The following is a 12,918-nucleotide window of genomic DNA, read 5'->3' as shown; positions in this document are numbered from 1 at the left end:
CTCACGCGCCGCCGGGCCACCAGAAGGTGGTCGCGGTGCGCGGCCGGTCGTCGGGGGTGCGCCGCATCGCCGCGGCGACCTCCGGCTCGCGTTCGACGGGCAGGCACAGCCGCCGGCGGGTGAAGGCCAGCACCACGTCGTCGGGGGCGTCGCGCCACGGGTCGGCCCGCGTCCACGTCACCTGCTCCGCCGCGACGCCCAGCTCCGCGAGCACCTCGCCGAAGAGCGCGGCCGTCGGGCCGGTGGGCCGCTCCTGGCCGTGGAAGTGCCACCACAGCCCGCCCAGCGACGTCCACGGGTGCACGTCCGTCAGCTCGACCACCACCCGGCGGCGGGCGTGCGCCGTCAGCGCGGTGACGAATGCGGCGACGTCGGGCACGTTGTAGGCGACGTTCGCGCACACCACGACGTCGGCCGCCGGCACCCGGTCCGCCATGTCCGGCCACCGGCCGACCCAGGTGCGCACCGCCGTCGCCGGGGAGCGCAGCGCCGCGGCGGTGAACCGGGCCAGCAGCTCCGCGGACTCGTCGACGCCCAGCAGCTCCGGCGCGCCCACGGGCACGCTGGCCGCCCCGCCCCCGCAGCCGACGTCCAGCACGCTGCCCGGGCCGACGTCGCCCACCGCGGCGAGGGTCGCCGCAGCGCCCCGGTCGGCGCCGAACAGGCCCGGGGGGAACCCGTAGGGGGACTCCGGCGCGGCGGCCAGCAGCTCGGGGTCGATCGCCCACGCCGCCAGCTCCGCCGCCCACCGCTCCGTCGCACGCACGGGCCGATCCTGCCCCGCCGGGCTAGCGTGGGCGGCGATGGTGGACCAGACGCCCGCGCCGGCCCGGCAGGGCCGGGCGCTCATCGGCCTGGTCGCCGCCTCCGCGCTGGCCTACCCCCTGCTGCTGTGCGCGGTCCAGCTGCTGGTCGTGCAGCTGTTCCAGCCGGACCCCGGGCGGCTGGCGCTCTGGGGCGCCGTCGCGGTCGCCTGCAGCCTCGGCATGGTCGCCGCGGTGCGCTGGGGCGCCGGACGGCGGATCCGGAGCCCGTGGCTGCTCGTGGGGCTGGTGCCCCCGGTGCTGTTCGAGCTGTGGGTGTGCTGGCCACTGCTCACGCGCTGAACGCCGGTCGGGCAGGATGGCGGCGTGACTGAGACCGCGAGCCCCGCTGCGACCCTCGTGCTGCTCCGCCACGGCGAGAGCGAGTGGAACAAGGCCAACCTGTTCACCGGCTGGGTGGACGTCCCGCTGTCGGAGAAGGGCCGGGCCGAGGCCGCCCGTGGTGGCCAGTTGATGGCCGAGCAGGGCGTGCTGCCCGACGTCCTGCACACCTCGCTGCTCAAGCGGGCGATCGCCACCTCCGAACTGGCACTGGCCGCCGCCGACCGGCAGTGGATCCCGGTGCGGCGCTCCTGGCGGCTCAACGAGCGGCACTACGGCGCGCTCCAGGGCAAGGACAAGGCCGCGACGCTCGCCGAGTACGGCGAGGAGCAGTTCATGACCTGGCGCCGCTCCTACGACACCCCGCCGCCGCCCATCGAGCCCGGCAGCGAGTACAGCCAGGACGGCGACCCGCGGTACGCGATGCTGCCGCCGGAGGTGCGCCCGGCCACCGAGTGCCTGGCCGACGTCGTCGTCCGGATGCTGCCCTACTGGTACGACGCGATCGTGCCGGACCTGCGGTCGGGGAACACCGTGCTGGTCGCCGCGCACGGCAACAGCCTGCGGGCGCTGGTGAAGCACCTGGACGGGATGGGCGACGAGGAGGTCGTCGGCCTGAACATCCCGACCGGCGTGCCCCTGCGGTACGAACTGGACGCCGACCTGCGCCCGCTGCAGAAGGGCGGCCAGTACCTCGACCCGGCCGCCGCTGCCGCCGCGATCGAGGCGGTCAAGAACCAGGGCAAGAAGTAGTCCGAGGACGAGGAGACCGACGACGGAGCCCCCAGCAGTCCGCTGCCGGGGGCTCCGTCGAGCGGTGCACACGCCGGCGAGCGCGCGCAACCGCTCAGCTCACCAGGGCACCACGTCCTCGCGGCTGATGCAGGTCCCGGTGGGGCCACCTGCTCCCAGCGTGGCCAGGTGCACGATCGCGTCGGTGCCCTCGGTCACCGTCTGGGTGCCCTGGTGGTCGTTCAGGTCGGTCTTCGTGTACCCGGGGTCGGCGGCGTTGACGAGGATCCCGGGCAGTTCCCGGGCGTACTTGAGGGTGAGCATCGTCAACGCCGTCTTGGAGATCGCGTAGACGGGCGGGACCACGCGCCAGTCGAACATGTCCTGCTCGATGGTGGCCGCGAACGAGCCGACGCGGGAGGAGACGTTCACGATCCGCGCGTGCCGGGACGCGTGCAGGAGCGGGAGGAAGGCGTTGGTCACCCGCATCGCGCCGAGCACGTTCACGTCGAGCAGGGCGGCGGCCTCGGTGGCCGTGGTGCCCGCCAGTGGTGCGACCACGCTGTTGACGGCCGCGTTGTTGACCAGCACGTCCAGGCGCCCGTGGTCCTCGCGCACCTGCGCGGCCGCCCGGTCGACGCTGGCCTGGTCGGTCACGTCCAGGTGCACGAGACCGACACCGAGTTCGTCGGCGGCGGCTCGGCCGCGGCCGGCGTCGCGCGCGCCGATCAGGACCGTGTGCCCGGCGTCCCGGAGCCGGCGGGCGGTCTCGTGCCCGATGCCCTTGTTGCCCCCGGTGATGAGGCTGATGGTGTCCATGGGCAGGAGCCTGCGACGCCGCGGAGCGGGCCGGAAGGCGACGTGGGTCGGTAGGACTCGCGCTACCACCCACCGCTCCCCGGGCCCGGCTCGTGGGGCGGCACAATGAGGCGCGTGCGGGCCCACGGATCGAACCGGTGAGCGCGGCCGGGCTCGGACCCCTGCTCCGCGAGTTCCGGGACCGCTGCACGTCCGGGCTCGTCGGTGCGGTCGCCGCCCGGCGTGCCCCCGGTCTCCGCCGCGAGGAGCTGGCGCTGCTCGCGGGCGTCTCGGTGGACTACCTGGTCCAGCTGGAGCAGGGACGGTCCTCCCGACCGTCGGCGCCCGTGGTCGCGGCGCTGTCCCGGGCGTTGCGCCTGGACGCCGAGGAGTCCGCGCTCCTGCACCGTGCCGCTGGCCTGGCCCCCGTCACCGCACCCGTGGCCCGCGCGGTGCCCGAGGGCGTCGAGCGCATGGTGGGCCGGCTCGAGCACTGGCCGGTGGCGGTGTACTCGGCGGACTGGTGGTTGCTGCGGTGGAACGGGGCGTGGTCGGCCCTGCTCGGTGACCCCGCCTCCCAGGAGGGCCGGGAGCGCAACGTGGTCTGGTTCGAGATGACCCAGCCCAACCCGCGGGTGTGGATCGACCCCCGGGAGGACGAGAACTACCGGGACGCCATCGTGGGCGACCTGCGGGTGTCCCTGATCGAGCACCCGGACGACCCGGAGCTGGTGGACCTCGTCGCCGCACTGCGCGAGGTCAGCCCGGAGTTCGTCGAGCGCTGGGACGCCGCGCGTCCGGCCCGCTTCCGGGGCATGCGCAAGCACGTCGAGCACCCGGACGTCGGACTGCTCGTCCTGGACGGCGACGTCCTCCAGGCGCCCGGTGACGACGTGCGCATGGTGGTCTACTCACCCGCGCCGGGCACGCCGGACGCCGACCGCCTGGCCCGGCTCGTCAGCCGTCGAACGGGCGCTGACGCACCGGGCAGCGCCCTCGTCGTCGGTCAGGTGCCGCCGCCCGAGCCCGGCACCGAGCCCCCGGTCGCCCGCGCCGGTGGCGGGCGACCGGGGGGCTCCCTGCCTCAGGAGTCGTGCGTCGCGGCCATCGCACGCTCGCCGGTGACCAGGTAGACCACCCGGCGGGCCACGCTGACCGCGTGGTCGGCGAAGCGCTCGTAGTAGCGGCCCAGCAGCGTGACGTCGATGGCCGACTCGATGCCGTGGCCCCAGGTGGGCAGCAGCAGCTCGCGGAACAGCTGCTTGTGCAGCTGGTCCATGACGTCGTCCTCGGCCTCCAGCTCGGCGGCCGCCTCCACGTCGCGCTTGGCGATGACCGTGCCGGCCTTGGCGACCAGGCTCTCGGCCACGTGGCCGGCCTCCAGGAAGACCGGGCGCACCTCCTGCGGCACCGCGTGCTCCGGGAAGCGCATCCGCGCGACCTTGGCGATGTGCTCGGCCAGGTCGCCCATCCGCTCCAGGTCACCGACGATCCGCATCGCGGTGGTGACCGTGCGCAGGTCGGTGGCCACCGGCTGCTGCCGGGCCAGCAGGGTGAAGCAGCGCTCCTCGATGCTCTCCCGCATGGAGTCGATCCGCTCGTCGCCGGCGATCACCAGGTCGGCCAGCGCCACGTCGGCGTCGAGCAGGGCGGTGGTCGCGGTGCTCATCGCGGACCCCACCGAGTTGGCCATCTCCACCAGGCAGGCGTTGATGTCGTCCAGTTCCTCGCGGTAGCTCTCCCGCAGCACGCTTTCCTCCGTCCAGTCGCCGCGCCGGGTCCGGGCCCGGCTGGCCCAGCCGCTCGGCGCGTGGCGTCTCCGCCCACCGCCCGGACGCCCGGGTGGTCGTCGGAACGCGTGTGCACACGAGCCTAGAGACGGTGCCACGCAGCGCAGGAGGCCGCCAGGTGAACGGGTGGGCACGGCACGATGAACTGTCCCGCCCGGACGGGTGATGCGTTCTGCAGCGGACCGTGCGGTCGCCTGCCCTGTCTAGCATCAGCACCGTGGAACCGCTGGTCGCCCTGGTGGCGGGCCTTGCGACCGGCCTGCTGCTGGCGCTCACCGTGGTCCGCGCCCGCCACCGTCCCGTCGACGAGGGGGGCGCGGTGAGCCCGCGCGGCCAGATCGACCCCCGAGCCGACGAGGAAGCGGCCCTCGCCCGCCGCCTGGTCGACCTCATGGACCCCGCCGTGGTCGTCGTCGGCCCGGACGACGCGGTCCTGCTGGCCAACCCCTCGGCGCGAGCGCTCGGCATCGTCCGCGGCAGCCGCCTGCTGGTGCCCGGGCTGCTCGAGGTCGCCCGCGACGCGCAGACCGCCGGCAGTCGGCGGACCGACGTCGCCCTCCCCGGCGACCTGGTCGGCGCCGGGCCGCGCACCGTGGGCGTGCACGGCATCCGGCTCGGCAACGCGCCGCTCGGCGCCGCCGGACCGGTCGCCCTGGAGCTGCAGGACGTCACCGAGGCCCGCCGGGTCGAAGCCGTCCGGCGGGACTTCGTGGCCAACGTGGGCCACGAGCTGAAGACCCCCGTGGGGGCGCTCGCGCTGCTCGCCGAAGCGGTCCAGGGCGCCGCCGACGACCCGGAGACGGTGCAGCGGTTCGCCGCCCGGATGAGCCACGAGGCCGACCGGCTGGCCCGGCTGGTGCGCGAGCTCATCGACCTGTCCCGCCTGCAGGGCGCCGAGCCGATGCCCGACCTCGTGCCCGTCGCGGTCGCCACCGTCGTGGCCGAGGCCGTCGACCGCACCCGCGCCGCCGCCGCCGCCAAGGACATCCAGCTCGCCGTCGCCGCCCAGCCCGGACTGGTGGTGCGCGGCGTCGAGGCCCAGCTGGCCACCGCCCTCACCAACCTGCTGGCCAACGCGGTCGCCTACAGTCCCGCCGCGACCACCATCGCCGTCGGCGCTCGGGCCCGCTCGGGGTTCGCCGAGATCGCCGTCACCGACTCCGGCATCGGCATCCCCCGCTCGGACCGCTCCCGGGTCTTCGAGCGCTTCTACCGGGTCGACCAGTCCCGGGCCAGCGCCACCGGCGGCACCGGCCTCGGGCTGGCGATCGTCAAGCACGTCGCCAGCAACCACGGCGGCTCGGTCACCGTCTGGAGCGAGGAGGGCCTGGGGTCGACCTTCACCCTGCGCATCCCCCTCGCCGCCGGCGTCGACCAGCCCCTGGACGACGACGGCGCACCCGAGCGGCCGCCCGTGCCGCCGCTCCACCCGGCCCGACCCCTCGACGTCCACGACGCCGCGGTCGGGTCCCACGACGACGGCCCCGCAGGGGCCACGAGGAGAGGACGGTCATGACCCGAGTGCTCGTGGTGGAGGACGAGGAGTCCTTCAGCGACGCGCTGTCCTACATGCTGCGGCGAGAGGGCTACGACACCGTCGTGGCCGCCACCGGCACGGACGCGCTCGCCGAGTTCGACCGGGCCGGGGCCGACATCGTGCTGCTCGACCTCATGCTGCCCGGGCTCTCCGGCACCGAGGTCTGCCGCTCGCTGCGGGCCCGGAGTTCGGTGCCGATCATCATGCTCACCGCCAAGGACGCCGAGATCGACAAGGTCGTCGGGCTGGAGCTGGGCGCCGACGACTACGTCACCAAGCCCTACTCGGCGCGTGAGCTCGTGGCCCGGATCCGTGCCGTGCTGCGCCGCGGTACCGACGCCGAACCGATGGCCGACAGCACGCTGGAGGCCGGCCCGGTGCGGCTGGACGTCGAACGGCACGTCGTCGCCGTCGACGGGCAGCCCGTCGCCCTCCCGCTCAAGGAGTTCGACCTGCTCGAGCTGCTGCTGCGCAACGCCGGGCGGGTGCTCACCCGCGGCCAGCTCATCGACCGGGTCTGGGGCGCGGACTACGTCGGGGACACCAAGACCCTCGACGTCCACGTCAAGCGGCTGCGCGCCAAGCTCGAGCCCGACCCGGCCAACCCCAAGTACCTCGTCACGGTGCGCGGGCTCGGCTACAAGTTCGAGGCGTAGTTGATCGTCGGCCTCCGGCCTCCCACCGCGGCCAGGTGCCGGGGTGCGTTGCGCTGAGCCGATCCCCGTCCCCTCGCGGGAGACCCTCCGGGCCTCCGCGCGAGGGGACCGCCTGCGGCGTCCGTACCGGCAGCTCAGCTCCAGTGACTCACCGGGGGGACCCTCCGGGCCCCGCCCGGTGGGTCACTGGCCGCGGCCGGTCTCGTCTTGGAGCTCGTCGATCTTCTTGGACGCGTCGGCCTTGTTGATGTCGTCGGGGACGTCCTCCCCGGCCTCGCGCGCGAGGGTGTGCAGGTAGCTCTTCTGCGCGCCGGTGGCCGGTTCGTCACCGGTCACCCAGTCCGACGGGTCCTTCTCGGTGCTGCGCGGGCTGTCGGGCCCGGTGTCCGCTTCGCTCATGTGTTCGAAGCTACGCGGGGACCGGCTGGTCCGCAGCCCGAACCGGGGCCGGTCGGCTCGCGGGCGAGCCGGCCGCCTCCCAGTTCCGTCCGGTGCGGTAGACGTGCTCGCCGCCGCACGGGCAGGCGACCGTCATCGCGATGTGCGTCGGGTGGTTGACGACCGACCGGACGCGCCGGTCGGCCACCAGCTCGGTGGTCCGGGTGACGGGGCAGGTGATCAGGAACATGCCCAGAGCCTCCGCCGGGGCGATCGACCGGACGAGTGGCAGAGATGACCGGGATCGCGTCTTTCCTGCCATGCTGTGGTCGTGCACCCGACCGACCGTCCGCTGGTGGTGAGCGTCGTCGTCGCCGACGGCGTCGTGGGCAGCTTCGGCCTGGGGGTGACGTCGGAGGTCTTCGGCTACGACCGCACCGCGATGGGCCTCCCGCGCTTCGACTTCGCGCTGGTGAGCGAGGTCCCCGGGGTGGTGCGGACCGACACGGGCGTCCGGTTGCTGGTCGACGAGGGGCTGGAACGGCTGGCGGTCTCCGACATCGTGCTGGTCACCGCCTGGGAGGCGTTCGACGTCGAGCCCTCGGCTGCCCTGATCGCCGCGATCCGGGACGCGCACGCCCGGGGCGCGACCGTGGTCAGCCAGTGCAGCGGCGCCTTCGTCGTCGCCGCCGCCGGCCTGCTCGACGGCTGCCGGGCCACCACGCACTGGCGCTTCGCCGGTGAGCTGGCCGCCCGTTTCCCGGCCGTGACCGTCGACCCTGCCGTCCTCTACGTCGACTGCGGGCGGCTGATCACCGGGGCGGGCACCGCCGCTGGCGTCGACACCCTGCTGCACCTGGTCCGCCGGGAGTGGGGACCCGCGGCCGCGAACGCCCTGGCCCGCGACATGGTCGTGCCCCCGCACCGCGACGGCGGGCAGGCCCAGTTCATCGACGAGCCGGTCGCCCGGGTCGAGGACGACCTGCTCGGGATCGTCCTGGAGTGGGCGCGGGCGCACCTGGCCGAGGAGATCACCGTCGAGCTGCTGGCCCGCCGGGCGCTGATGAGCCCGCGCAGCTTCGCGCGGCGGTTCAAGGCCGCCACCGGGACGACGCCGCACGCCTGGCTGCTCGCCCAGCGGCTCGCCGCGGCTGAGTCGCTGCTGGAGGGCAGTGACGCCCCGGTGGAGGAGATCGCCCGGCTGGTCGGCTTCGGCACCGCGGCGGGGCTGCGGGAGCAGTTCGGCCGTCGCCGCGGCGTCTCCCCGCGGGCCTACCGGCAGACCTTCCGGGCCGCCCGCGCCGGCACCGCCCCGGCGGCCTCAGTCGGGACGTCGCCGGTGCAGCTCGACGGGCACCGGGCGGGGGCTGGCCGGGTGCGGGGCGACGAGGCCGGCGTCGAGGCGCGCCTCGGTGAGCCGGCGTAGCTCGGCGTAGGCCGCCTCGCCCAGCAGCGCCGTCAGCTCCGGGCCGTAGGTCTCCACCAGTGGCTGCGCGGACACGTGGGCGGTGGGGGAACCGGTGCACCACCAGTGCAGTTCGTGCCCGCCCGGTCCCCAGCCGCGGCGGTCGAACTCGCCGATGGAGGAGACCAGCACCCGGGTGTCGTCGGGGCGGTCGACCCACTCCTGCTCCCGGCGCACGGGCAGCTGCCAGCACACGTCGGGCTTGGTCTCCAGCGGGTGACGGCCCTGGCGCAGCGCCATCGCGTGCAGCGCGCAGCCCGCGCCGCCGGGGTGACCGGGCCGGTTGAGGAAGACGCAGGCGCCGTCGACGACCCGGGTCCGCAACGCCTCCTCGGCGGCCTCCCCGGGCTCGGGCTCGGTGAGCGTGTCCGGCTCGGTCCACTCCTCCCGGGCCGGTGCGTGCCCGGGGTGGCGCTGCCAGTCCAGCGGGGTGAGCTCGGCCACCGACGCCGCGACCCGCTCCAGGTCGTCGGTGTCGGTGAAGAAGGCGCCGTGGTTGCAGCACCCGTCCTCCGCGCGACCGACCACCACACCGGCGCAACCGCGACCGAAGACGCAGGTCCACGCGCTGGTCAGCCAGGTCAGGTCCGCCCGCACGAGGTGCTCGGGGTCGGCCGGGTCGAGGAACTCGATCCACTCGCGGGGGAAGTCCAGCCCGACCTCGGGTGGCGGGTCGGTGGGGGTGTTCGGGTCCACCGGCGCAGCGTAGGCGGCGGGTGAACCGGCAGACTGCCCTCCATGCGACTGGGCGTGCTGGACGTCGGCTCGAACACCGTGCACCTGCTGGTCGTCGATGCGCACCGCGGTGCGCACCCGACCCCGATGCACGACGACCGCTGGCTGCTGCGCCTGGCCGAGCACGTGGGCGAGGACGGCAAGCTGTCCAAGGCGGGTGAGAAGGCACTGCTGACCGCGGTGCAGAAGGCCAAGCGGCAGGCCGCCGACCGGCGCTGCGACGAGCTGCTGGCCTTCGTCACCTCCGCCATCCGCGACGCCGACAACGGGGCCGCGGTGCTCCGGCGGGTGCGCGAGCAGACCGGGGTGGAGCTGCAGGTGCTCAGCGGGGAGGACGAGGCCCGGCTGACGTTCCTCGCCGTCCGCCGGTGGTTCGGCTGGAGCGCCGGCCGGCTGCTGGTGCTCGACATCGGTGGCGGGTCGCTGGAGCTGGCCACCGGGTTGGACGAGGACCCCGACGTCGCCCTGTCGGTGCCGCTCGGTGCGGGGCGGATGACCCGGCGCTTCCTCCCCGACGCCGAGACCGGGGGGCGCCCGGACCTCGCCGCCCTGGCCCGGCTGGAGGAGCACGCCGCGGAGGTGCTCGCCCCGGCCGGGCGCAAGCTGCGCGCGGCGGGGGAGCCGGACCTGGTGGCCGCCACCTCGAAGACCTTCCGCACCCTCGCCCGGCTCGCCGGCGCCGCGCCCTACGCCGCGGGCCTGCGCGTGCCCCGGGAGCTGAGCGTGACAGGTCTGGGGCAGGTGCTCGGGTTCGTGTCCCGGATCGAGGCCGGCGCCCTGGCCGAGCTGCAGGGGGTGTCGGTCCAGCGTGCCCATCAGGTCCCGGCCGGCGCCGTCGTGGCGCAGGCCGCGATGCGCGCGGTGGACGTACCGTTCGTGCGGATCTGTCCGTGGGCGCTACGGGAGGGGATCATCCTCCGGCGCCTGGACTCGCTGGAGGGAGCGTGATGGGGGAGCCGTCGGACTCGTACAACGTCCGCTCGCTGGCCGAGATCCTGCGCGAACACGGCCTGGAGAGCGAGCAGGGCACCCGCCCCGGTCGCCGCCGCCGGGGTCCCGACGACGCGCCCACCGGCCGCTCCGCGCCCGTGGACCTCAACGGCCGTCCGGCTGCCGGCACACCGCGGCCCGCGCCGGGTGCGCCGTCGCCGCGGCCCGGCACGCCCGGGCGCCCGGCCGCCCCCGCACCCGGGGTCCGTCCGGTCACCGCACGCGCACAGTCCGCGGCAGCCCACGCCCCGGCAGCCGGGCGGTCGCCCGGTCGCGGTGAGCAGCCGCGCCAGCCCGACGCCAACCGCAACGGCGCGCCGCCGGTGCGGACCGGGTCCTCGTCGGCGGCAGCGCCTGCGCCCGTCCCCAGCTGGACCCCGGCCCACGACCGGCCACGGGGCAGCGGCCTGGGCGATCTCGCCGCGTCCGGGCCGGTGGCCCGGGTGGAGCCCACGGCCACCCCTGCGCAGCAGGGACGGCGGCACACCGATGCGCCTGCCCGGGTCGCGGACGGGCCGCCCTCGTCACCGGCGGCCCCGGCCGCCGCGGCGCCCACCCCGGCGCCCGCCACCGGTCCGGCGGTGGCCGGGCCCTCGACGGCGGCGATCCCGGCGCTGCAGCCCTCGAGCGGACCGACCACCGGTGAGCGGCGTGCCGGGGCGCACCGCACCGGGCCGCAGCCGGCGGTCCCGGGGGCCGACGCCGACGCGGCGGGTGGTCCGCAGGGGGCGCTGGCCTGGGTCCGCTTCGTCGGTGAGCTCGTCGTGGCCCTCGCGGTCGGCATCGGGCTCTACTTCGCGTTCACGTTCCTCTGGGAACTGATGCCCTACGCCGCGCTGGTCGCCGCGCCGCTCGTCGTCACCGGGCTGGTCGCCGGGGTGGCCGCGTGGCGGAAGAGGCAGGGCCAGGGGCCGCTCGCCGTCCCGTTGCTGGCCGGTCTGGTGCTGGCCGGCACGATGTTGGCCATCGCGCCGGCCGCCGGGCTGCTCGCGGGGTCCTGACCCGGCCACCCGCCGGGTCAGGACCGTCGTCCGCCGCGCTCAGGCGCTGGCGAACTGCTGGACGAGCGTCGCGCTGAAGGTGTCGAGGTCGTCGGGGTTGCGACTGGTGGTCAGGTTGCCGTCGACGACGACCTCCTCGTCCACCCAGTCCGCGCCGGCGTTGCGCAGGTCGGTCTGCAGCGACGGCCAGGAGGTCATCCGCCGGCCCCGGACGACGTCGGCCTCGGCGAGCACCCAGGGGGCGTGGCAGATCGCCGCCACCGGCTTGCCGGCGTCGAAGAACGCCTTCGCGAAGGCCACCGCGTCGGCGTCGGCGCGGACGAAGTCACCGTTGATGACCCCGCCGGGCAGGACCAGGGCGTCGAAGGCGCCGGGGTCCGCCTGGGACACCACGACGTCGACGGGCTTGGTGTCGCCCTTGTCGATGTGCTGGTACATGGTGATCGACCCGGGCTCCAGGCCCACCAGCTGCGGCTGGGCGCCGGCGTCCACCAGGGCCTGCCAGGGCCGCTCCAGTTCGACCTGCTCCACACCGTCGGTGGCCAGCACGGCCACCCGCTTGCCGTTCAGTTCTCCGGACATGGGCGCTGGCTACCCCGGCCGCCCCGGAGCACACCTCGCCGGCCCACACCTCGTCGGCCCACACCTCGTCGGAGCGGGCCGGGGCCGGGCGCTACCGTCGCGGACATGATCGCTGGGAGTCGTCGCGGGCTGGCCGTCGTCGGTGGGGGGAAGATCGGCGAGGCGCTGCTGGCCGGGCTGGTCCGCCAGGCGGGGAGCGGGGCCGGCATCTGGGTCGTCGAGCGCAGTCCGCAGCGGGCCGCCGAACTGGCCGCGCGGTACGGGGTGGGCACGGTCGACCTCGCCGAGGCCGCCGCGCACGCGCGCGTGCTGCTGCTCGCGGTCAAGCCGCAGGACGTCGACGCGCTGCTGGCCCTGCTCGCCCCGCACGTGGCCGCCGACGCGCACCTGGTCGTCTCCGTGGCGGCCGGGGTTCCCACCGCGCGCATCGAGGCCGCGCTGCCCGCCGGCACCCCGGTGGTCCGGGTCATGCCCAACACCCCCGCGCTGGTCGACGCCGGGATGAGCGTGCTGTCCGCCGGGGCGCACGCCACCGAGGAGCACCTGGACGAGGCCGAGGCGCTGCTCGCGCCGGTCGGCCGGGTCCAGCGCGTGCCGGAGAGCCAGCAGGACGCGGTGACGGCGCTGTCGGGCAGCGGCCCGGCGTACTTCTTCTTCCTGGTCGAGGCGATGATCGACGCCGGGATCCTGCTCGGCCTGCCGCGGTCGCTGGCCGCGGACCTGATCGTCCAGACGGCCTACGGCTCGGCGGTGATGCTCCGGGACTCCGGTGAGCACCCGGTCCAGCTGCGCGAGGCGGTCACGAGCCCCGGCGGGACGACGATCGCCGCGATCCGCGAGCTGGAGCGGCACGGGGTGCGGGCCGCGCTGATCGCGGCGATCGAGGCCGCGCACCAGCGGTCGGTGGAGCTGGGGCGCCCGCAGGACTGAGCCGGGCCGGGCGTCGAGTCGCCATGTCGACGTCGACATGGCGACAGGTGGTGTCGACATGTGCCCACCAGGACCCGACGGTCGGTCGTCCGCGGGACGCCCGTCGGTGCCCCATCCGGTTGCGCACTCCCCACAGCGGCTCCCCAGGGCGGTCCCCAGCCGAGCTGTCCGCTGTTTCC

The 12,918-nt window shown here is 75.3% G+C and carries 16 protein-coding genes; 9 read left to right on the top strand and 7 right to left on the bottom strand.

Annotated features, from left to right (window positions below):
* Position 1: 1 nt before the first annotated feature.
* Positions 2-766: a class I SAM-dependent methyltransferase gene (locus tag JD78_RS14910; RefSeq protein WP_153358698.1), complete on the bottom strand. Its 765-nt coding sequence runs from the start codon at positions 764-766 to the stop codon at positions 2-4.
* Positions 767-803: 37 nt separating this feature from the next.
* On the opposite strand from JD78_RS14910, the gene JD78_RS14905 reads away from it, so the two are divergent.
* Positions 804-1,106, top strand: a complete 303-nt coding sequence (locus JD78_RS14905; protein WP_153358700.1) for a hypothetical protein — start codon at positions 804-806, stop codon at positions 1,104-1,106.
* Positions 1,107-1,130: 24 nt separating this feature from the next.
* Positions 1,131-1,898 (top strand): phosphoglyceromutase, encoded by a 768-nt coding sequence (locus tag JD78_RS14900; RefSeq protein ID WP_153358702.1) that lies wholly within the window; start codon positions 1,131-1,133, stop codon positions 1,896-1,898.
* A gap of 99 nt (positions 1,899-1,997) precedes the next feature.
* Here the strand turns inward: JD78_RS14900 and JD78_RS14895 are convergent, their stop codons facing one another.
* A complete protein-coding gene (locus tag JD78_RS14895; RefSeq protein ID WP_153358704.1) occupies positions 1,998-2,696 on the bottom strand; it encodes an SDR family NAD(P)-dependent oxidoreductase in 699 nt (232 codons plus the stop codon).
* A 137-nt stretch (positions 2,697-2,833) separates the two neighbouring features.
* Here JD78_RS14895 and JD78_RS14890 point away from each other — a divergent pair, with 137 nt between their 5' ends.
* The gene (locus JD78_RS14890; protein ID WP_153358706.1) at positions 2,834-3,808 is read left to right on the top strand and encodes a helix-turn-helix domain-containing protein; all 975 of its coding nucleotides are present in this window, start codon (positions 2,834-2,836) and stop codon (positions 3,806-3,808) included.
* On the opposite strand, the gene phoU is transcribed toward JD78_RS14890, so the two are convergent.
* On the bottom strand, positions 3,760-4,425 hold the full coding sequence (phoU, locus tag JD78_RS14885; protein WP_228395035.1) for a phosphate signaling complex protein PhoU: 666 nt from the start codon (positions 4,423-4,425) through the stop codon (positions 3,760-3,762). The genes JD78_RS14890 and phoU overlap by 49 nt on opposite strands.
* 257 nt (positions 4,426-4,682) lie before the next feature.
* Here phoU and JD78_RS14880 point away from each other — a divergent pair, with 257 nt between their 5' ends.
* Together JD78_RS14880 and JD78_RS14875 are read left to right on the top strand one after the other, a co-directional pair.
* Entirely contained in the window at positions 4,683-5,981 is a 1,299-nt protein-coding gene (locus JD78_RS14880) for a sensor histidine kinase (protein ID WP_153358708.1), read from the top strand.
* Entirely contained in the window at positions 5,978-6,658 is a 681-nt protein-coding gene (locus JD78_RS14875; RefSeq protein ID WP_153358710.1) for a response regulator transcription factor, read from the top strand. Before JD78_RS14880 ends, JD78_RS14875 begins: the two co-directional genes overlap by 4 nt.
* Before the next feature lie 183 nt (positions 6,659-6,841).
* On the opposite strand, the gene JD78_RS14870 is transcribed toward JD78_RS14875, so the two are convergent.
* Both JD78_RS14870 and JD78_RS14865 read right to left on the bottom strand, forming a co-directional pair.
* A complete protein-coding gene (locus tag JD78_RS14870; protein WP_153358712.1) occupies positions 6,842-7,057 on the bottom strand; it encodes a DUF3072 domain-containing protein in 216 nt (71 codons plus the stop codon).
* A 10-nt stretch (positions 7,058-7,067) separates the two neighbouring features.
* Positions 7,068-7,286, bottom strand: coding sequence for a hypothetical protein (locus tag JD78_RS14865; protein ID WP_153358714.1), 219 nt, complete (start codon positions 7,284-7,286; stop codon positions 7,068-7,070).
* Positions 7,287-7,367: 81 nt separating this feature from the next.
* On the opposite strand from JD78_RS14865, the gene JD78_RS14860 reads away from it, so the two are divergent.
* Positions 7,368-8,462: a helix-turn-helix domain-containing protein gene (locus JD78_RS14860; RefSeq protein ID WP_153358716.1), complete on the top strand. Its 1,095-nt coding sequence runs from the start codon at positions 7,368-7,370 to the stop codon at positions 8,460-8,462.
* On the opposite strand, the gene JD78_RS14855 is transcribed toward JD78_RS14860, so the two are convergent.
* Positions 8,358-9,197, bottom strand: coding sequence for a DUF3109 family protein (locus JD78_RS14855; protein WP_153358718.1), 840 nt, complete (start codon positions 9,195-9,197; stop codon positions 8,358-8,360). The two genes, JD78_RS14860 and JD78_RS14855, sit on opposite strands and share 105 nt — an antisense overlap.
* 42 nt (positions 9,198-9,239) lie before the next feature.
* On the opposite strand from JD78_RS14855, the gene JD78_RS14850 reads away from it, so the two are divergent.
* Positions 9,240-10,184, top strand: coding sequence for a Ppx/GppA phosphatase family protein (locus tag JD78_RS14850; RefSeq protein WP_153358720.1), 945 nt, complete (start codon positions 9,240-9,242; stop codon positions 10,182-10,184).
* A complete protein-coding gene (locus tag JD78_RS14845) occupies positions 10,184-11,227 on the top strand; it encodes a hypothetical protein (protein ID WP_153358722.1) in 1,044 nt (347 codons plus the stop codon). Before JD78_RS14850 ends, JD78_RS14845 begins: the two co-directional genes overlap by 1 nt.
* 39 nt (positions 11,228-11,266) lie before the next feature.
* Here JD78_RS14845 and JD78_RS14840 read toward each other — a convergent pair whose 3' ends face one another.
* A complete protein-coding gene (locus tag JD78_RS14840; protein ID WP_153358724.1) occupies positions 11,267-11,809 on the bottom strand; it encodes a type 1 glutamine amidotransferase domain-containing protein in 543 nt (180 codons plus the stop codon).
* Positions 11,810-11,914: 105 nt separating this feature from the next.
* Between JD78_RS14840 and proC the strand changes: the two genes are divergently transcribed.
* Positions 11,915-12,739, top strand: a complete 825-nt coding sequence (proC, locus tag JD78_RS14835) for a pyrroline-5-carboxylate reductase (protein WP_194290422.1) — start codon at positions 11,915-11,917, stop codon at positions 12,737-12,739.
* Positions 12,740-12,918: the final 179 nt, after the last annotated feature.

It is taken from the genome of Modestobacter roseus, from assembly GCF_007994135.1.
GTDB classification, from domain to species: Bacteria; Actinomycetota; Actinomycetes; order Mycobacteriales; family Geodermatophilaceae; genus Modestobacter; species Modestobacter roseus.
Note: the sequence above shows the minus strand (reverse complement) of the source record. Positions and strands in the feature narration are given on the sequence as shown.

Bases quoted from the DNA above. Each gene is read 5' to 3' on its own strand.
- JD78_RS14905 (WP_153358700.1), top strand. From the start codon at position 804: ATGGTGGACCAGACGCCCGCGCCGGCCCGGCAGGGCCGGGCGCTCATC.
- JD78_RS14895 (WP_153358704.1), bottom strand. From the start codon at position 2,696: ATGGACACCATCAGCCTCATCACCGGGGGCAACAAGGGCATCGGGCAC.
- JD78_RS14875 (WP_153358710.1), top strand. From the start codon at position 5,978: ATGACCCGAGTGCTCGTGGTGGAGGACGAGGAGTCCTTCAGCGACGCG.
- JD78_RS14870 (WP_153358712.1), bottom strand. From the start codon at position 7,057: ATGAGCGAAGCGGACACCGGGCCCGACAGCCCGCGCAGCACCGAGAAG.
- JD78_RS14865 (WP_153358714.1), bottom strand. From the start codon at position 7,286: ATGTTCCTGATCACCTGCCCCGTCACCCGGACCACCGAGCTGGTGGCC.
- JD78_RS14850 (WP_153358720.1), top strand. From the start codon at position 9,240: ATGCGACTGGGCGTGCTGGACGTCGGCTCGAACACCGTGCACCTGCTG.
- JD78_RS14845 (WP_153358722.1), top strand. From the start codon at position 10,184: ATGGGGGAGCCGTCGGACTCGTACAACGTCCGCTCGCTGGCCGAGATC.
- JD78_RS14840 (WP_153358724.1), bottom strand. From the start codon at position 11,809: ATGTCCGGAGAACTGAACGGCAAGCGGGTGGCCGTGCTGGCCACCGAC.
- proC (WP_194290422.1), top strand. From the start codon at position 11,915: ATGATCGCTGGGAGTCGTCGCGGGCTGGCCGTCGTCGGTGGGGGGAAG.